Here is a 17,862-nt window from a genome sequence, read left to right on the forward strand (position 1 = left end):
AGACCTACGCGTCGTACAGGTCGGCCTTCCTCGGCGCCACATCCTGCACAGCCGTGCTGAGGAACGCCGACCGCGTGCCGAACTTCTCCGTGTCCACGCCGTTCTCCTCCAGGACCCGGATCGCCGCCGAGTGCACCACCCGGAGCACCGGCGTGGCCGCGCGCAGCGCGTCGTCGGCCATGAAGCGGTGCCGCCACGGCTTGTCCGCCCAGGCGTGCCGCAGCCCGAACGGCTCGGGGAGGGCCAGTGAGCCGCCCAGCCAGTTCAGCAGCGGCGGATACCAGGTGAGGGGCGCCCGGGCCGCCAGGCGGACCACCTCGTCCGCGTCGACCAGCGGGAGCTTCACCTTCCGGGTCTCCCAGAACTTGAGCGACTTCTGGACTTCCTTCTCCTTGGCCGCCGGCTTCGAGGTGAACAGCCCGTGCACCGGGCCCAGCGCGTGCCCGGTCACCTCGATGCGCAGCGTCTCGTGCAGCACGGTCACCGTGATCAGCATGGTGATCACCAGCTGCCCGTCCCACAGCGTCCACTGCACGCCCAGGTAGTGCCGGTCACCGGCGCCGAACTGCTGCTTGTTGCAGATGTCCTGTATGGCGTGCGACTTGACCTGGTAGGCCTCGACGTCCGTGCCCTCCGGCCGGGACACCTCCGTCGCGCCCTCCGCGATCGGCGTGACGATCCAGTGCCGTATCGACGGCTTCGGGAAGCCGCCGGAGTTCAGTGGCCCGCGCTCCAGCATGCGCAGCTGGTCGTGGATCGAGCGAATGACGTCCCAGCTGCGGAAGGGATGGATCTCGCGGGTGGGATCGGCCGACACGAGGTCCTCGGCCAGCTGCCAGCTGCCCCAGCGCGTGCCCATGCCGAGTATGCCCTTGGGCCCGGCGTAGAACACGGAGTTGGACTGCTGCTCGGCGCTGAGCTTCGCCAGGGACTGGCGCAGTTGCTCGGCCGCGGTCTCGCGGGGGCTGGTCGGCACCGCCTCGGGCACCTTGGCCCCGACGCTGCTGCCGGCCAGCAGGCTGCCCCAGCGCTCCCGCAGGTCCTTCGCCGTGCGTTCGCAGATCTGCTTGGCCCAGAACCAGCCGACGACCGGCATGACGATCGACCCGCCCGCGTACCAGCCCCAGAATCCCGAGAACGGCATGCGGACCAGGAAGATCACGGCGAGGGCGCCCACCCCGACGAGCAGCGCCGTGGCGAGTGCTCCGGCCTGCTTGTTCTCGTTCTTGGCGATGGTGGTGCGGATCTGGAAGACCAGCAGCCACACGAGGAGCCCGGGCAGGAACAGCAGACCGCACAGCACCATGACGATGGTCAGCAGGTTGTCGCGGTCCCTGCGGATGTTGTTCGCCGCGAGGCAGTGGTCGACCACGACCTGCGGCTCGGCGCCGAAGGACTGGATGAGCGGCTTGCGGCCGGCTCCCAGCATGCGGGCGACCACGGCCCCGGAGAAGGCCTCGCCCAGGTTGGGCCGGAAGATCTTCGCCCACCTGCGGCCGCCCTTGACGGTCGACTCGTGCCATTCGTTGTTGGCCTTGAGGATCTCCTCCACCGGATTGTCCCGATAGGCCGCCGAGGCCAGCGCGAAGGTCGGCGTCTGGCCGCCGTCGCCCGTGCGCGGCACCTGCGGACCGAAGATGTCCGCGTAACCGCTCTCAACGGTCATTCCCGCCCCCGATCGCCGCAGGTTCTGCTCATGCGGCCTTCCCGACTTCCGTGCTTCGCACACCTGTTGATCAGGTCTTCAGCGTATCCGCAGGCACCGACATCCGTCGGCGGACGGCCGAAGCCGCCCGCCGATTGGGAGGGGAGCGTTCCGCAAACGCCACTTGCCGGGCGCCGAACGCCACTTGTCGTGCGCCCGGCGCCAACTATGAGCCGTCGCGCGCCTCTTCACGGATCCTTTCTGCGATCTGCGGCGGCATCGGCTCGTGCCGCGCGTACCGGCGGCTGAAGCGTGCCGTGCCGTGGGACAGGGACCGGAGATCGACGGCGTACCGGCCGATCTCGATCTCGGGCACCTCGGCGCGCACCAGCGTGCGGCCGCCGCTGGTCTGTTCCGTGCCCAGCACCCGGCCGCGCCGCCCGGACAGGTCGCTCATCACGGCGCCGACGTAGTCGTCGCCGACCAGGACGCTCACCTCGGCGACCGGCTCCAGCAGATGGATCCTCGCGTCGGCCGCCGCCTCCCGCAGGGCGAGTGCGCCGGCTGTCTGGAACGCGGCGTCGGAGGAGTCCACCGAGTGCGCCTTGCCGTCGAGCAGAGTGACCCGGATGTCGATGAGCGGATGGCCCGCGGCGACTCCCTTGGCCGCCTGTGCCCTTACGCCCTTGTCGACGGACGGGATGAACTGGCGCGGCACCGCGCCGCCGACGACCTTGTCCACGAACTCGATGCCCGAGCCGCCCGGCAGCGGTTCCACCTCGATCTCGCAGATGGCGTACTGCCCGTGTCCGCCGGACTGCTTCACATGGCGCCCGCGGCCCGCCGACTTCGCCGCGAACGTCTCCCGGAGGGAGACCTTGTGCGGGACGACGTCGACCTGCACGCCGTACCGGCTGCGCAGCCGTTCCAGCGCCACGTCGGCGTGTGCCTCGCCCAGGCACCACAGCACCACCTGGTGGGTGTCCTGGTTCTGCTCCAGCCGCATGGTCGGGTCTTCGGCGACCAGCCGGGACAGGCCCTGGGAGAGCTTGTCCTCGTCCGCCTTGCTGTGCGCCTGGATGGCGAGCGGCAGCAGCGGATCGGGCATCTCCCACGGCTCCATGAGCAGCGGATCGTCCTTGGCCGAGAGGGTGTCCCCGGTCTCCGCGCGGCTCAGCTTGGCCACGCAGGCCAGATCGCCCGCGATGCAATGCGTCAGCACCCGCTGCTGTTTGCCGAACGGCCCGGACAGTGCGCCGATCCGCTCGTCGACGTCGTGGTCCTCGTGGCCCCGGTCGGCGAGCCCGTGCCCGGAGACGTGGACGGTCTCGTCGGGGCGCAGGGTGCCCGAGAAGACCCGTACCAGCGAGACCCGGCCGACGTACGGGTCGGACGAGGTTTTCACGACCTCCGCGACCAGCGGCCCGTCCGGGTCGCACAGCTTCAGCTCGCGCGGCTTGCCGTCGACCGTGGTGACCCTCGGCGCCTCGCGCTCCAGCGGCGTCGGGAAGCCGCGGGTGACCATCTCGAGGAGCTCGACCGTGCCGAGCCCCTGCCGGGCGCCCTCGGCCGCGGGGGCGGCAGCCAGGACCGGGAAGAAGACGCCGCGCGCGACGGCTCGCTCCAGGTCCTCCACCAGCGTCTTGAAGTCGATCTCCTCACCGCCGAGGTAGCGGTCCATGAGGGTCTCGTCCTCGCTCTCGGAGATGATCCCCTCGATCAGCCGGTTGCGGGCCTCCTCGATCAGCGGCAGCTGGTCCTCGCCCGGCTCGGACTCCTTGCGTTCCCCGGTCGAGTAGTCGAACAGCTTCTGCGACAGCAGGCCGATCAGCCCGGTGACGGGCGCGTGCCCGTCCGGCGCCTGCGGGCCGCGCAGCGGCAGGTACAGCGGTAGTACGGCGTCGGGGTCGTCGCCGCCGAAGGCCTCCGCGCAGGTCCGTGTCATCTCCTCGAAGTTCGCCCTGGCGGACTCCAGGTGCGTGATGACGATCGCGCGCGGCATGCCGACGGCCGCACACTCCTCCCACACCATGCGGGTCGAGCCGTCCACCCCGTCGGAGGCCGAGACGACGAAAAGGGCCGCGTCCGCCGCTCGCAGACCGGCCCTGAGTTCTCCGACGAAGTCGGCGTATCCGGGGGTGTCGAGAAGATTGATCTTGTACCCGTCCCACTCGACGGGTACCAGGGAGAGCTGCACCGAGCGCTGCTGCCGGTGCTCGATCTCGTCGTAGTCGGAGACGGTGCCGCCGTCCTCCACGCGGCCCGCCCGGTTCACCGCTCCCGCCGTCAGCGCGAGAGCTTCCACCAGAGTCGTCTTGCCGGAACCGGAGTGGCCGACCAGCACCACATTCCGTACGGACGCGGGGTGGTCGGCCGCTGTTGCCCTGCCGGCGGCTCCGGGGTGTGCGTTCGCCTTGTCGCCCATGGCCTTGCCTCCCGTGCACGGTGAGGTCACTGTGGGCGCGGACACGCGGGATCCGCGTGCGGTGGCGGCTCCGGCGACGCCCGCGGTTGTTCTTCGAGCTTTCCACTCCCGTCACGGTGCGTCCATACGGCGGACGGAATCGCGCCACTGTGCACCGCCGTGGCCGCGCGACCGCGCCGTGACCCGGATGCCGTCAGGCCGTGACCCGGGCTGGACGCGGTGCCCGGCCGCCGCCCACGCGCGCGCGTGGCTACGATGGGCCAGCCGGTGGCCAGCAGGGGCCGCTCGGCCACACCGACCGTCGGGAAGGCCATGCTGAACAAGTACGCGCGTGCATTCTTCACGCGTGTCCTCACACCGTTCGCCGCGTTTCTCATCCGGCGGGGCGTCAGCCCCGACACGGTCACCCTCATCGGTACCGCCGGTGTGGTCGCCGGCGCACTGGTCTTCTACCCCATGGGCGAGTTCTTCTGGGGCACGGTCGTGATCACGTTGTTCGTGTTCTCCGACCTCGTCGACGGCAACATGGCCCGCCAGCTCGGCCGCTCCAGCCGCTGGGGCGCCTTCCTGGACTCCACCCTCGACCGGGTCGCCGACGGGGCGATCTTCGGCGGCTTCATCCTCTGGTACGCCGGTGGTGGCGACGATCTCGTCCTGTGCGCCGTCTCGATCTTCTGCCTGGCCAGCGGCCAGGTGGTGTCGTACACCAAGGCCCGCGGCGAGTCGATCGGCCTGCCGGTCGCCGTCAACGGCCTCGTGGAGCGCGCGGAGCGCCTGGTGATCTCCCTGGTCGCGGCCGGATTGGCGGGCTTTCACAAGTTCGGGGTACCCGGTATCCAGTACCTGCTGCCCGTCGCGCTGTGGATCGTGGCCGTCGGCAGCCTGGTCACGCTGATCCAGCGAGTCGTCACGGTCCGTCGCGAGTCGGCCGAGGCGGAGGCCGCGGCCGCCCAGGAGAAGCAGGAGACCCAGGGGAGTGAGGCGGCGAAGTGAGCGCCCAGGAGCGGGTCACCGACGCGCTGTACGGGCTTGGCTGGGGCGTGGTCAAGAAGCTCCCCGAGCCGGTCGCCGTACGCCTTGGCAGGAGCATCGCCGACCTCGCCTGGAAACAGCGCGGCAAGGGCGTCAGACGGCTGGAGAGCAACTACGCGCGCGTGGTGCCCGACGCGACCCCTGAGCGCCTCGCCGAGCTCTCGCGCGCGGGCATGCGGTCGTACCTGCGCTACTGGATGGAGTCCTTCCGGCTCCCGGCCTGGAGCGCCGAGCGCATCCAGGGCGGCTTCGATGCCAAGGACCTGCACTACCTCACCGAGGGGCTCGCGGCCGGCAAGGGTGTGGTCCTCGCGCTGCCGCACATGGCCAACTGGGACCTCGCGGGGGCCTGGGTCACCACCAAACTCCGGACGCCCTTCACCACGGTCGCCGAGCGGCTCAAGCCGGAGACGCTGTACGACCGCTTCGTCGCCTACCGCGAGGGCCTCGGCATGGAGGTCCTGCCGCACAGCGGCGGCACCGCCTTCGGCACGCTGGCCCGGCGGCTGCGCGACGGCGGCCTGGTCTGCCTGGTCGCCGAACGGGACCTGTCCGCCTCCGGCGTCGAGGTCAAGTTCTTCGGCGAGGCCACCCGGATGCCCGCCGGTCCGGCGCTCCTCGCCCAGCAGACCGGCGCGCTGCTGCTCCCGGTGACGCTCTGGTACGACGACTCGCCGATCATGCGGGGGCGGGTCCATCCCCCGATCGACGTGCCCCGGACAGGTACGCGGGCCGAGAAGACGTCTGTCATGACACAGGCGCTGGCCGATGCCTTCGCCACGGGGATCGCCGACCATCCGGAGGACTGGCACATGCTCCAGCGCTTGTGGCTCGCTGACCTGGAACCGCGCCCGTCGGACAGCTCGGACAGTTCGGTGGGGGAGCGTCCGTGAGGATCGGAATCGTCTGCCCGTACTCCTGGGACGTGCCGGGCGGCGTCCAGTTCCACATCCGTGATCTGGCCGAGTACTTCATCCGCCTCGGCCACGAGGTGTCCGTCCTCGCCCCCGCCGACGACGACACCCCGCTGCCGCCGTACGTCGTCTCGGCCGGCCGCGCGGTGCCGGTGCCGTACAACGGCTCGGTGGCCCGGCTGAACTTCGGTTTCCTGTCGGCGGCCCGGGTGCGGCGCTGGCTGCACGACGGCGAGTTCGACGTCATCCACATCCACGAGCCGACCTCGCCGTCCCTCGGCCTGCTGACCTGCTGGGCGGCGCAGGGCCCGATCGTCGCCACCTTCCACACCTCCAACCCGCGCTCCCGGGCCATGATCGCCGCGTACTCGATCCTCCAGGCGGCCCTGGAGAAGATCAGCGCCCGGATCGCCGTGAGCGAGTACGCCCGCCGCACCCTCGTCGAGCATCTGGGCGGCGACGCGGTGGTCATCCCGAACGGCGTCGACGTCGACTTCTTCGCCAAGGCCGAGCCCAGGCACGAGTGGCAGTCAGAAGAGGCGCGAGGCTCGGTTGAGGGTGGTGGTGGGAGACGGGCGGGCGGCACGATCGGCTTCATCGGCCGGATCGACGAGCCCCGCAAGGGCCTGCCGGTGCTGATGAAGGCCCTGCCGAGGATCCTCGCCGAGCGCCCGCGGACCCGGCTGCTGGTCGCCGGGCGCGGGGACGAGGAGGAGGCGGTGGAGTCGCTGCCCGCCGAACTGCGCTCGCGTGTGGAGTTCCTCGGCATGGTCAGCGACGAGGACAAGGCCCGTTTCCTGCGCAGCGTCGACCTGTACGTCGCCCCCAACACCGGCGGCGAGAGCTTCGGGATCATCCTCGTCGAGGCCATGTCGGCCGGGGCCCCGGTACTCGCCTCCGACCTGGACGCCTTCGCTCAGGTACTGGACCAGGGTGCGGCCGGCGAGCTGTTCGCCAACGAGAACGCGGACGCGCTCGCCGAGGCGGCACTGCGGCTGCTGGCGGACCCGGAGCGACGCGAGGAGCTGCGGGCGCGTGGCAGCGCGCACGTACGGCGGTTCGACTGGTCGACGGTCGGCGCGGACATCCTGTCGGTGTACGAGACGGTGACGGCCGGGGCGGCGGCGGTCGCCGCGGCGGACGACCGGGCCCCGGGGCTGCGGGCGCGGCTCGGGCTGGCACGGGACTGACAGGGGCCCGGCCGCTGCCCAGGGGACCGACCACGGCGTCCGGGCTCTCTCTACGGCGTCAGGGGCGGCCACACCTCCCGGTCGGCCGCCGCGCTGAACGCGGGGTCGCCGCGGCCGTACCCCGGCGCGACCGTGAACGACCCCCGAGCGTTGCCCGCCGCCCGGATCAGCGCGGCACCGCGCGGCGAACGGCACACTGCCGTCGGCCACGGCGAACCGGACACGCGCCCATCCGTCGCCCCGCTCGACGCCCGCCTCCCGCGCCGTCGGACCCAGGGCCCGCCCGGCCCTCGGCAGAAGTCCCTCTGCGCTCCTGGCCGCGCGCTCGCCGACTGCCCGGCGCCGAGTCAAGGGCGCGCCCTTGGGAAGCCCGGTGTGCGCGGTTTCGGGCGGGTGGGGACGTTCCGCCGGTCACCGGTAGCCTTGCCGCCCGTGACCGCAACCCTCATCTGGATCCTCGTCGCGCTGGTCGCGATCGGCCTCTACCTGAGCTGGACCGCCGGCCGGCTCGACCGGTTGCACGCCCGGATCGACGCGGCCCGCGCCGCCCTCGACGCGCAACTGCTGCGCCGCGCCTCCGTGGCCCAGGAACTGGCGACCTCGGGAGTGCTCGACCCGGCCGCGTCGATCGTCCTGTACGAGGCCGCGCACGCCGCCCGGCAGGCCGAGGAGGAGCAACGGGAGGTCGCCGAGAGCGACTTGAGCCAGGCGCTGCGCGCCGTGTTCGCCGAGGCCCCGCAGGTCGAGGCGGTACGGGAGGCGCCCGGCGGAGAGGCGGCGGCCCGGGAACTGACCGAGGCCGTTCGCCGGGTGCCGATGGCCCGGCGCTTCCACAACGACGCCGTACGGGCTGCCCGCGCCCTGCGACGGCACCGCAAGGTGCGTTGGTTCCGGCTGGCGGGACACGCGCCGTTCCCGATGGCGTTCGAGATGGACGACGAGCCTCCGGCGGCCTTGGCGGACCGTCCGGCATAGGCCCTTGCTTGCGGGCCTCCGGCCGGAAAAGGATCCACTGCCTCTCCATTGGCCCTTGCTGTGGCCTGGTTCCCTCCCGTTTCCTCGGTGTTTGCAGAAACCCTCTTTCACCGAGTGAGGTCACCCCGTGTCCAGCACGCTTTCCGACAACCAGGCTCCCGAGACCGGCACCGCCCGCGTGAAGCGCGGCATGGCCGAGCAGCTCAAGGGCGGCGTGATCATGGACGTCGTCACGCCGGAGCAGGCGAAGATCGCCGAGGACGCGGGCGCCGTCGCCGTCATGGCCCTGGAGCGCGTCCCCGCCGACATCCGCAAGGACGGCGGCGTGGCCCGCATGTCCGACCCGGACATGATCGAGGGCATCATCGAGGCCGTGTCCATCCCGGTGATGGCCAAGTCGCGCATCGGCCACTTCGTCGAGGCCCAGGTGCTGCAGTCCCTCGGTGTGGACTACATCGACGAGTCCGAGGTCCTCACCCCGGCCGACGAGGTCAACCACTCCGACAAGTGGGCGTTCACGACCCCCTTCGTCTGCGGTGCCACCAACCTGGGCGAGGCCCTGCGCCGCATCGCCGAGGGTGCCGCGATGATCCGCTCCAAGGGCGAGGCCGGCACCGGCAACGTCGTCGAGGCCGTCCGCCACCTGCGCCAGATCAAGAACGAGATCGCCAAGCTGCGCGGCTTCGACAACAACGAGCTGTACGCCGCCGCCAAGGAGCTGCGCGCCCCGTACGAGCTCGTCAGGGAAGTCTCCGAGCTGGGCAAGCTCCCGGTGGTCCTCTTCTCCGCCGGTGGCGTCGCCACCCCGGCCGACGCCGCCCTGATGCGTCAGCTCGGCGCCGAGGGCGTCTTCGTCGGCTCCGGCATCTTCAAGTCCGGCGACCCGGCCAAGCGCGCCGCCGCCATCGTCAAGGCGACCACCTTCTACGACGACCCGAAGATCATCGCGGACGCGTCCCGCAACCTCGGCGAGGCCATGGTCGGCATCAACTGCGACACCCTGCCCGAGACCGAGCGCTATGCCAACCGCGGCTGGTAAGCCACCTTTTGGGACCGCACGTACTGAGGACCGCACCTACATGACCGACGCACCAGTCATAGGCGTCCTGGCACTCCAGGGCGACGTACGGGAGCACCTCATCGCCCTGGCCGCGGCCGACGCCGTGGCCAGGCCGGTGCGGCGCCCCGAAGAGCTCGCCGAGGTCGACGGCCTCGTCATCCCCGGCGGCGAGTCCACGACCATCTCCAAACTGGCCGTCCTCTTCGGCGTGATGGAGCCGCTACGCGCGCGCGTGCACAGCGGCATGCCCGTCTACGGCACCTGCGCCGGCATGATCATGCTGGCCGACAAGATCCTCGACCCGCGCTCGGGCCAGGAGACCGTCGGCGGCATCGACATGATCGTGCGCCGCAACGCCTTCGGACGCCAGAACGAGTCCTTCGAAGCGGCCCTCGACGTCAAGGGCATCGCGGGCGATCCTGTGGAGGGGGTCTTCATCCGCGCTCCCTGGGTGGAGTCCGTCGGCGCCGAGGCGGAGGTACTGGCCGAGCACGACGGCCACATCGTCGCGGTCCGCCAGGGCAACGCGCTGGCCACGTCGTTCCACCCGGAACTGACCGGCGACCACCGCGTGCACGCCCTGTTCGTCGACATGGTGCGCGCGAGGCGGACAGCGGAGTCCTTGTAGGATCTCTGCCGTTCGTACAGAGATGGGTTACGCGAAGGAGACAGGCAGATGTCCGGCCACTCTAAATGGGCCACGACGAAGCACAAGAAGGCCGTGATCGATGCCAAGCGCGGCAAGCTCTTCGCGAAGCTGATCAAGAACATCGAGGTCGCGGCGCGCATGGGCGGCGCTGACCCGGACGGCAACCCGACGCTGTACGACGCCATCCAGAAGGCGAAGAAGTCGTCGGTCCCGAACAAGAACATCGACTCCGCGGTCAAGCGCGGTGCCGGCCTGGAGGCCGGTGGCGCCGACTACGAGACGATCATGTACGAGGGCTACGGGCCGAACGGTGTCGCGGTGCTCATCGAGTGCCTCACCGACAACCGCAACCGCGCCGCCTCGGACGTCCGCGTCGCCATGACCCGCAACGGCGGCTCCATGGCCGACCCCGGTTCGGTGTCGTACCTCTTCAACCGCAAGGGCGTCGTCGTCGTACCCAAGGGCGAGCTGACCGAGGACGACGTCCTGGGCGCCGTGCTCGACGCGGGCGCCGAGGAGGTCAACGACCTCGGTGAGAACTTCGAGGTCATCAGCGAGGCGACCGACCTGGTAGCCGTCCGCACCGCCCTCCAGGACGCCGGGATCGACTACGACTCCGCCGAGGCCAACTTCGTCCCGACCATGCAGGTCGAGCTGGACGAGGAGGGCGCCAAGAAGATCTTCAAGCTGATCGACGCGCTCGAGGACAGCGACGACGTGCAGAACGTCTTCGCCAACTTCGACGTCAGTGACGAGATCATGGAGAAGGTCGGCGCGTAGCGCTGCCGCGAGCTGAACGGTCTCAACGGGCCGACGGGGGTGCCCCGTCGGCCCGTCGCCTTGCCGGGCGTTGCTGGCAGGCGTTGTCGGTGGTACCCGATAGCCTGCACAAACAGGCGATCGAAGGGAGGGCGCGCGGGTGCGCGTACTGGGGGTGGACCCGGGACTGACCCGATGCGGTGTCGGCGTGGTCGAAGGCGTGGCGGGGCGGCCGCTCACCATGCTCGGCGTGGGTGTCGTACGCACGCCCGTGGACGCGGACTTGGGCCATCGACTCGTCGCCATCGAAGAGGGCATAGAACAATGGCTGGATGAACACCGGCCAGAATTCGTCGCCGTGGAGCGGGTGTTCAGCCAGCACAATGTCCGCACGGTGATGGGCACCGCCCAGGCCAGCGCTGTCGCCATGCTCTGCGCCGCCCGCCGCGGCATCCCCGTCGCCCTGCACACCCCCAGCGAGGTCAAGGCCGCCGTCACCGGCAGCGGTCGCGCCGACAAGGCCCAGGTCGGCGCCATGGTCACCCGCCTGCTGCGGCTCGACGCGCCCCCGAAGCCCGCCGACGCCGCCGACGCCCTCGCGCTCGCCATCTGCCACATCTGGCGCGCCCCCGCGCAGAACCGACTCCAGCAGGCCGTCGCCCTGCACGCATCGAAAGGCCGTAGGGCATGATCGCCTTCGTCAGCGGCACGGTCGCCGCACTCGCTCCCGACGCCGCGGTGGTCGAGGTGGGCGGCGTCGGCATGGCCGTCCAGTGCACGCCGAACACGCTGTCCACGCTCCGGCTCGGCAAGCCGGCCAAGCTCGCCACCTCTCTCGTCGTACGGGAGGACTCGCTGACCCTGTACGGCTTCGCGGACGACGACGAGCGGCAGACCTTCGAGCTGCTCCAGACCGCGAGCGGTGTCGGCCCCCGCCTGGCCCAGGCCATGCTGGCGGTCCACACACCGGACGCCCTGCGCCGAGCGGTGGCCACGGGTGACGAAAAGGCGCTCATCGCGGTTCCGGGCATCGGCAAGAAGGGCGCGCAGAAGCTGTTGCTGGAGTTCAAGGACCGGCTGGGTGAGCCGATCGGTGCTCCGGCCGTCGGTGCCCCGGTCACCAGCGGCTGGCGCGACCAGTTGCACGCCGCCCTGATCGGCCTCGGCTACGCCACTCGCGAGGCCGACGAGGCGGTCGCCGCAGTGGCCCCGCAGGCCGAGGCCGCCGACGGCACACCGCAGGTGGGCCAGCTGCTGAAGGCCGCCTTGCAGACCCTGAACCGCGCCCGCTAGGAGAACGTCAGTGAACTGGGACGACACGCCCGAAGAGACCGCCTCCGAGCGGCTCGTCGACGCCGCCGCGGAGCGGCTGGTGGGCTCTGTCGCCGACGGTGAGGACCAGGCCGTCGAGGCCGCCCTGCGCCCCAAGGACCTGGACGAGTTCATCGGCCAGGAGAAGGTCCGCGAACAGCTCGACCTCGTCCTGCGCGCCGCACGCGCGCGGGGAGCCACCGCCGACCACGTGCTGCTCTCCGGCGCCCCCGGCCTCGGCAAGACCACCCTGTCGATGATCATCGCGGCCGAGATGAACGCCCCGATCCGGATCACCAGCGGCCCCGCGATCCAGCACGCCGGCGACCTTGCCGCCATCCTCTCCTCCCTCCAGGAGGGCGAGGTCTTCTTCCTCGACGAGATCCACCGTATGTCCCGGCCGGCCGAGGAGATGCTCTACATGGCGATGGAGGACTTCCGCGTCGACGTCATCGTCGGCAAGGGCCCCGGCGCCACCGCCATCCCGCTCGAACTGCCGCCCTTCACCCTCGTCGGCGCCACCACGCGCGCGGGCCTGCTGCCGCCCCCGCTGCGCGACCGCTTCGGCTTCACCGCGCACATGGAGTTCTACGAACCCGTCGAGCTGGAGCGCGTCATCCACCGCTCGGCGCACCTGCTGGACGTCGAGATCGAGGCCGACGGCGCCGCCGAGATCGCCGGCCGCTCGCGCGGCACCCCCCGTATCGCCAACCGTCTGCTGCGCCGCGTCCGCGACTACGCACAGGTCAAGGCCGACGGCCTGATCACGCGCGACATCGCCGCAGCGGCCCTCGCCGTCTACGAGGTCGACGCCCGCGGCCTCGACCGCCTCGACCGAGGCGTCCTGGAAGCCCTGCTCAAGCTGTTCGGCGGCGGCCCCGTGGGCCTGTCCACGCTGGCGGTCGCGGTGGGGGAGGAGCGTGAGACCGTCGAGGAGGTGGCCGAGCCCTTCCTCGTCCGGGAAGGGCTGCTCGCCCGTACTCCGCGCGGTCGCGTAGCCACCCCCGCCGCATGGGCGCATCTCGGCCTCACCCCGCCCCGCTCGGCGGCTGCAGGAAACGGACAACAGGACCTGTTCGGGACGTGACGACGCGGTGACAGCGCGCGCATTGGCCGGACCAGGAACCCCGGTGCCATGCTGAACGTTGTTCCATGCGCGCGGACTCGCTTAGACTCCGCCGATGCCGCCTTTGTCGGCGGTATGCACACCCCCAACCATCAGGCCGCTCACCATCGCGGTCGCGTGAAGGAAGTTCCGACCCGTGAGTCTCGTGACCCTCCTCCCGTTCATCGTGCTCATCGGGGCCATGTTCCTGATGACCCGGTCGGCGAAGAAGAAGCAGCAGCAGGCCGCCGACATGCGCAACCAGATGCAGCCCGGCAGCGGCGTCCGCACGATCGGGGGCATGTACGCGACGGTCAAGGAAGTCAACGAGGACTCGGTTCTCGTCGACGCCGGTCCGGGCGTCGAGCTGCTCTTCGCGAAGAACGCCATCGGTGCCGTTCTCTCCGACGACGAGTACAACCGCATCGTCCACGGCATCGAGCACGACCTGAAGTCCGACACCGACATCCCGGACGACGCCTCCTCCCTCACCGAGGCCGATGAGCCCGCCGACGACCCTGCCGACGCTTCCGACGACAAGTCCGTCGACCTTGGTAAGAAGGGCCCGGCCGAGGAGCCCGCCGAGGCCCCGGCCGCCGAGGCGAAGACGGACGAAGAGCCGAAGAAGACCGACGGCGAATCCGGCGCGAAGTAGTCGCACTCCGGGGCGCGCGGGCCTGCCTCCGCGCGCCCGGACCGTGCACAGCTCGCACGGGATCCCGACACCATGTGATGGCCGCCCGCCCGCAGATCCGGCGCGAGGCGGCCCGAGAGGGAGTACGAGAAGGTGGCAGCACCTAAGAGGGGCCGGAGCGCGAGTGCCCAGAGCAAGCCAGGGCGCTCGCTGGCCCTCATCCTGATCGCCATTGTGGCGCTCACCGGAGGGATGTTCCTCTCCGGGCACACCACTCCGCGTCTGGGCATCGACCTGGCCGGTGGTACGAGCATCACGCTCCGGGCGGTCCCCGAGGCCGGCCAGGAATCCGCGATCAACAAGACCAACATGGACACCGCGGTCGAGATCATGGAGCGCCGTGTCAATGGTCTGGGTGTCCAGGAGGCCGAGGTTCAGACCCAGGGCAAGGCGAACATCATCGTCAACATCCCCAAGGGCACCAACTCCAAGGAGGCCCGGGACCAGGTCGGCACCACCGCCAAGCTCTACTTCCGGCCGGTCGTCACCACCGAGGTCTCCGGCGCCGCCCCGCCGGCCAGCCCCTCGCCAAGCCCCTCCGGCAGCTCCTCGAACGGTGACAAGGCCACGGACAAGGCGACCTCCTCGGAGTCTCCCTCCAGCTCCGCCAGCCCCACCTCGCAGGGCCGTGCGGTCACCGACGCCCTGAAGGCCGACCCCACGCCGTCCACGAGCGCCTCGGGCTCCCCGAAGGCCTCCCCGTCCCCGAGCGGCAGTCCCTCCGGTGCCGCGAGCGGCAACATCGAGGCCCAGTACGCCGCTCTCGACTGCACCAGCGAGGCGGCCCGCGCCACTGCGGGCGACGGCGCCAAGCCCACCGACTCCACCGTGGCCTGCGGCCAGAACTCGCAGGGCCAGTGGCAGAAGTACATCCTGGGCCCCGCCGAGGTCGACGGCACGGACGTGGACGAGGCCCAGGCCGTCCTCGACACCACGAGGGGCGCCGGCTGGACGGTCACCATGAAGTTCACGTCCAGCGGTGCCAAGAAGTTCGGCGACATCACCGGCAAGCTGGCCCAGAGCCAGCCCCCGCAGAACCAGTTCGCCATCGTCCTGGACGGCGAGGTCGTCTCCGACCCGTCCGTCAGCCAGGCGCTGACCGGCGGCAACGCGGAGATCTCCGGCAACTTCAACCAGCAGTCCGCCGAGAGCCTGGCCAACATGCTGTCGTACGGCGCCCTGCCGCTGACCTTCAAGGAGGACAGCGTCACCACCGTCACCGCCGCCCTCGGCGGTGACCAGCTGAAGGCCGGACTGATCGCCGGCGCGATCGGTCTCGCCCTGGTCGTCCTCTACCTGCTGGCCTACTATCGCGGCCTGTCGTTCATCGCCATCGCCTCGCTGCTGGTGTCCGCGGCGCTCACGTACGTGATCATGTCGCTGCTCGGCCCGGCCATCGGCTTCGCCCTGAACCTGCCGGCCGTCTGCGGTGCCATCGTCGCGATCGGTATCACGGCGGACTCGTTCATCGTGTACTTCGAACGCGTCCGCGACGAGATCCGCGAGGGCCGCTCGCTGCGCCCCGCCGTCGAGCGGGCCTGGCCGCGCGCCCGGCGCACCATCCTGGTCTCCGACTTCGTGTCGTTCCTCGCCGCTGCGGTGCTCTTCGTCGTCACCGTCGGCAAGGTCCAGGGCTTCGCGTTCACGCTCGGCCTGACCACCCTGCTCGACGTGGTCGTCGTGTTCCTGTTCACCAAGCCGCTGCTGACGCTGATGGCCCGCCGCACGTTCTTCGCGGGCGGCCACAAGTGGTCCGGCCTCGACCCGAAGAGCCTGGGTGCCAAGCCGCCGCTGCGCCGCACCCGCCGTCCCTCCGCCCCCGTCGAGACGAAGGAGGCGTGAGAGATGTCGAAACTCGGCAACCTCGGCGCCCGACTGCACCGTGGCGAGGTCGGCTACGACTTCGTCAAGAATCGCAAGATCTGGTACGGCCTCTCGATCCTGATCACCATCACGGCCATCGTCGGCCTGGCGGTGCGCGGCCTGAACATGGGCATCGAGTTCCAGGGCGGTGCCGTCTTCACCACCCCGAAGAACACCAGCGTCTCGGTGTCCCAGGCCGAGGAGCACGCGGAAGAGGCCTCCGGCCACGACGCCATCGTCCAGAAGCTCGGCGACGGCAGCCTGCGTATCCAGGTCGCCGGCATCGACACCGGCCAGGCGGACCAGATCAAGGACAAGCTCTCCGATGACCTGAAGATCGACGGGGAGCAGATCAACGCCGACCTGGTCGGCCCCAGCTGGGGCGACCAGATCGCCAACAAGGCCTGGCAGGGCCTCGGCATCTTCCTGGTCCTGGTCGTGATCTATCTGGCGATCGCCTTCGAATGGCGCATGGCGGTCGCCGCGTTCATCGCGCTGATCCACGACATCACCATCACGGTGGGCATCTACGCCCTCGTCGGCTTCGAGGTCACGCCCGGCACGGTGATCGGTCTGCTGACCATCCTCGGTTACTCGCTGTACGACACGGTGGTCGTCTTCGACAGCCTCAAGGAGCAGACGAAGGACATCGCCAAACAGACCCGCTGGACCTACAGCGACATCGCCAACCGCTCGATCAACAGCACCCTGGTCCGCTCCGTCAACACCACCGTGGTGGCGCTGCTGCCGGTGGCGGGCCTGCTGTTCATCGGTGGCGGTGTGCTCGGCGCCGGCATGCTCAACGACATCTCGCTGTCGCTGTTCGTCGGCCTCGCGGCCGGTGCGTACTCCTCGATCTTCATCGCCACGCCGCTCGTCGCCGACCTCAAGGAGCGCGAGCCGCAGATGAAGGCCCTGAAGAAGCGCGTGCTCGCCAAGCGGGCCCAGGCCACCGCCAAGGGCGAGTCCCTGGACGCCCCGGTCACCGACGAGCCGCTCCTCGACGAGCCCGAGGACGACGACGCCGCTCCCGCGGTCGTGGGCCCGCGCAACCAGCCCGCCTCCCGCAACCGGGGCCGCGGCCGACCCTCGGGGAAGCGCCGATGACCGACGTCGAAGAGCTGCTGCTCAGCCGGATCCGTGACGTGGCCGACTACCCGGAGCCGGGCGTGATGTTCAAGGACATCACCCCGCTCCTGGCGGACCCGGCGGCGTTCACCGCACTCACCGACGCGCTGGCCGAGATCGCCGGGAACACCGGCGCCACGAAGATCGTCGGTCTGGAGGCCCGCGGCTTCATCCTGGGCGCTCCGGTCGCCGTCCGCGCGGGCGTCGGATTCATCCCCGTACGCAAGGCGGGCAAGCTCCCCGGAGCCACCCTCAGCCAGGCGTACCACCTGGAGTACGGCTCCGCCGAGATCGAGGTGCACGCCGAGGACCTGAGCGCGAGCGATCGTGTCCTGGTCGTCGACGACGTCCTCGCCACCGGCGGCACCGCCGAGGCCTCCCTCCAGCTCATCCGCCGGGCGGGTGCCGAGGTCGCGGGCCTCGCCGTCCTGATGGAGCTCGGCTTCCTCGGCGGCCGCGCCCGCCTGGAACCGGCCCTGGCCGGCGCCCCGCTGGAGGCGCTGCTCAAGGTCTGAAGACCCTCGCAGGACATGGGGCGGGCCCGGAGGAATCCGGCGCCCGCCCCTCGCGTTTCTCGGGTAGACGGCCTTCACATTGGCCTGAAGGCGATCCTGGGGAGCAGGATGGCTACCATGGGGTCTCCGGAGCCTGACCGGGGGACCCGGATCGCGCACGAGGAGCCCTCTTGCCAGACGAGGCCCAGCACCTGACCGCCGCCAAGCCCGAGTCCGCCTCGGCGCCGACGGCCAAGCCCGCGACGGACGCGACCAACGCGACGAACGCGAAGAATGACTCTCGCGGGCCGGTCCAGCATGCCCAGTCCGCGCCCGTCGACAAGCCGGCCGAGCAGACGCGCCCCAAGCCTGCCCCAGCCCAGCGGCCCACGAACCCGCCCGCGGTCCGCCCGCCCGCCGGCCAGACCGCCCGCACCGGCTCCTCCAACCGCGTCCGCGCCCGCCTCGCCCGTCTCGGCGTACAGCGCTCCAACCCCTACAACCCGGTGCTGGAGCCGTGGGGGGGGGTATGAAGCAGGAACCCCCCCCAGAAAGACAAGGACACCCGGCCGCCCATAGGGAGCCCCAACCCCGGACCCGCGCGGGGGGAACCCCGCC

17 protein-coding genes and 1 pseudogene are annotated in these 17,862 nt (G+C 70.6%); 15 read left to right on the forward strand and 3 right to left on the reverse strand.

Annotated features, from left to right (window positions below):
* Window positions 1-4 precede the first annotated feature (4 nt).
* On the reverse strand, window positions 5-1,666 hold the full coding sequence (locus ABT063_RS20285) for an AbeC-like domain-containing protein (protein ID WP_351058734.1): 1,662 nt from the start codon (window positions 1,664-1,666) through the stop codon (window positions 5-7).
* Window positions 1,667-1,871: 205 nt separating this feature from the next.
* The gene (locus tag ABT063_RS20290) at window positions 1,872-4,070 is read right to left on the reverse strand and encodes an elongation factor G-like protein EF-G2 (RefSeq protein WP_351058735.1); all 2,199 of its coding nucleotides are present in this window, start codon (window positions 4,068-4,070) and stop codon (window positions 1,872-1,874) included.
* A gap of 255 nt (window positions 4,071-4,325) precedes the next feature.
* Here ABT063_RS20290 and pgsA point away from each other — a divergent pair, with 255 nt between their 5' ends.
* From pgsA to ABT063_RS20305, 3 genes are read left to right on the forward strand one after another with little or no spacing between them, the layout of a single operon-like run.
* Window positions 4,326-5,063, forward strand: a complete 738-nt coding sequence (pgsA, locus tag ABT063_RS20295; protein ID WP_351058737.1) for a phosphatidylinositol phosphate synthase — start codon at window positions 4,326-4,328, stop codon at window positions 5,061-5,063.
* Window positions 5,060-5,995 (forward strand): phosphatidylinositol mannoside acyltransferase, encoded by a 936-nt coding sequence (locus ABT063_RS20300; protein ID WP_351058738.1) that lies wholly within the window; start codon window positions 5,060-5,062, stop codon window positions 5,993-5,995. The genes pgsA and ABT063_RS20300 overlap by 4 nt, the downstream gene beginning before the upstream one ends.
* The gene (locus ABT063_RS20305) at window positions 5,992-7,206 is read left to right on the forward strand and encodes a glycosyltransferase family 4 protein (protein ID WP_351058739.1); all 1,215 of its coding nucleotides are present in this window, start codon (window positions 5,992-5,994) and stop codon (window positions 7,204-7,206) included. The genes ABT063_RS20300 and ABT063_RS20305 overlap by 4 nt, the downstream gene beginning before the upstream one ends.
* A gap of 50 nt (window positions 7,207-7,256) precedes the next feature.
* On the opposite strand, the gene ABT063_RS20310 is transcribed toward ABT063_RS20305, so the two are convergent.
* Window positions 7,257-7,430, reverse strand: coding sequence for a hypothetical protein (locus ABT063_RS20310; protein ID WP_351058740.1), 174 nt, complete (start codon window positions 7,428-7,430; stop codon window positions 7,257-7,259).
* 208 nt (window positions 7,431-7,638) lie between these two features.
* On the opposite strand from ABT063_RS20310, the gene ABT063_RS20315 reads away from it, so the two are divergent.
* The 12 genes and pseudogenes from ABT063_RS20315 to ABT063_RS20370 all read left to right on the forward strand — a co-directional run.
* A complete protein-coding gene (locus tag ABT063_RS20315) occupies window positions 7,639-8,181 on the forward strand; it encodes a LemA family protein (RefSeq protein WP_351058741.1) in 543 nt (180 codons plus the stop codon).
* 127 nt (window positions 8,182-8,308) lie between these two features.
* Window positions 8,309-9,220, forward strand: coding sequence for a pyridoxal 5'-phosphate synthase lyase subunit PdxS (pdxS, locus tag ABT063_RS20320; RefSeq protein ID WP_351058742.1), 912 nt, complete (start codon window positions 8,309-8,311; stop codon window positions 9,218-9,220).
* Between the two features lie 40 nt (window positions 9,221-9,260).
* Window positions 9,261-9,869 carry a pyridoxal 5'-phosphate synthase glutaminase subunit PdxT gene (pdxT, locus tag ABT063_RS20325; protein ID WP_351058743.1) on the forward strand — a complete coding sequence of 203 codons (609 nt, stop codon included), beginning with the start codon at window positions 9,261-9,263 and terminating at the stop codon, window positions 9,867-9,869.
* A gap of 48 nt (window positions 9,870-9,917) precedes the next feature.
* Window positions 9,918-10,670 carry a YebC/PmpR family DNA-binding transcriptional regulator gene (locus ABT063_RS20330; RefSeq protein WP_351058744.1) on the forward strand — a complete coding sequence of 251 codons (753 nt, stop codon included), beginning with the start codon at window positions 9,918-9,920 and terminating at the stop codon, window positions 10,668-10,670.
* Between the two features lie 139 nt (window positions 10,671-10,809).
* Window positions 10,810-11,340, forward strand: a complete 531-nt coding sequence (ruvC, locus tag ABT063_RS20335; protein WP_351058745.1) for a crossover junction endodeoxyribonuclease RuvC — start codon at window positions 10,810-10,812, stop codon at window positions 11,338-11,340.
* The gene (gene ruvA / locus ABT063_RS20340; RefSeq protein ID WP_351058746.1) at window positions 11,337-11,942 is read left to right on the forward strand and encodes a Holliday junction branch migration protein RuvA; all 606 of its coding nucleotides are present in this window, start codon (window positions 11,337-11,339) and stop codon (window positions 11,940-11,942) included. Before ruvC ends, ruvA begins: the two co-directional genes overlap by 4 nt.
* A gap of 10 nt (window positions 11,943-11,952) precedes the next feature.
* Entirely contained in the window at window positions 11,953-13,047 is a 1,095-nt protein-coding gene (gene ruvB, locus ABT063_RS20345) for a Holliday junction branch migration DNA helicase RuvB (protein WP_351058747.1), read from the forward strand.
* 175 nt (window positions 13,048-13,222) lie between these two features.
* On the forward strand, window positions 13,223-13,720 hold the full coding sequence (gene yajC / locus ABT063_RS20350; RefSeq protein ID WP_351058748.1) for a preprotein translocase subunit YajC: 498 nt from the start codon (window positions 13,223-13,225) through the stop codon (window positions 13,718-13,720).
* A 132-nt stretch (window positions 13,721-13,852) separates the two neighbouring features.
* Window positions 13,853-15,601: a protein translocase subunit SecD gene (gene secD / locus ABT063_RS20355; RefSeq protein WP_351058749.1), complete on the forward strand. Its 1,749-nt coding sequence runs from the start codon at window positions 13,853-13,855 to the stop codon at window positions 15,599-15,601.
* Between the two features lie 3 nt (window positions 15,602-15,604).
* Window positions 15,605-16,729, forward strand: coding sequence for a protein translocase subunit SecF (gene secF, locus ABT063_RS20360; RefSeq protein WP_351058750.1), 1,125 nt, complete (start codon window positions 15,605-15,607; stop codon window positions 16,727-16,729).
* Window positions 16,726-17,265 (forward strand): adenine phosphoribosyltransferase, encoded by a 540-nt coding sequence (locus tag ABT063_RS20365; protein ID WP_351058751.1) that lies wholly within the window; start codon window positions 16,726-16,728, stop codon window positions 17,263-17,265. The genes secF and ABT063_RS20365 overlap by 4 nt, the downstream gene beginning before the upstream one ends.
* Before the next feature lie 170 nt (window positions 17,266-17,435).
* Window positions 17,436-17,762, forward strand: a pseudogene (locus ABT063_RS20370) (GTP pyrophosphokinase); the annotation flags it as partial.
* Between the last annotated feature and the right edge of the window lie 100 nt (window positions 17,763-17,862).

It is taken from the genome of Streptomyces sp. NPDC002838, assembly GCF_040295365.1.
Taxonomy (GTDB): Bacteria; Actinomycetota; Actinomycetes; order Streptomycetales; family Streptomycetaceae; genus Streptomyces.

Excerpts from the sequence above, each read along its gene's own strand:
- ABT063_RS20285 (WP_351058734.1), bottom strand. The coding sequence starts at position 1,666 with ATGACCGTTGAGAGCGGTTACGCGGACATCTTCGGTCCGCAGGTGCCG.
- ABT063_RS20290 (WP_351058735.1), bottom strand. The coding sequence starts at position 4,070 with ATGGGCGACAAGGCGAACGCACACCCCGGAGCCGCCGGCAGGGCAACA.
- pgsA (WP_351058737.1), top strand. The coding sequence starts at position 4,326 with ATGGGCCAGCCGGTGGCCAGCAGGGGCCGCTCGGCCACACCGACCGTC.
- pdxT (WP_351058743.1), top strand. The coding sequence starts at position 9,261 with ATGACCGACGCACCAGTCATAGGCGTCCTGGCACTCCAGGGCGACGTA.
- ABT063_RS20330 (WP_351058744.1), top strand. The coding sequence starts at position 9,918 with ATGTCCGGCCACTCTAAATGGGCCACGACGAAGCACAAGAAGGCCGTG.
- ruvA (WP_351058746.1), top strand. The coding sequence starts at position 11,337 with ATGATCGCCTTCGTCAGCGGCACGGTCGCCGCACTCGCTCCCGACGCC.
- secF (WP_351058750.1), top strand. The coding sequence starts at position 15,605 with ATGTCGAAACTCGGCAACCTCGGCGCCCGACTGCACCGTGGCGAGGTC.
- ABT063_RS20365 (WP_351058751.1), top strand. The coding sequence starts at position 16,726 with ATGACCGACGTCGAAGAGCTGCTGCTCAGCCGGATCCGTGACGTGGCC.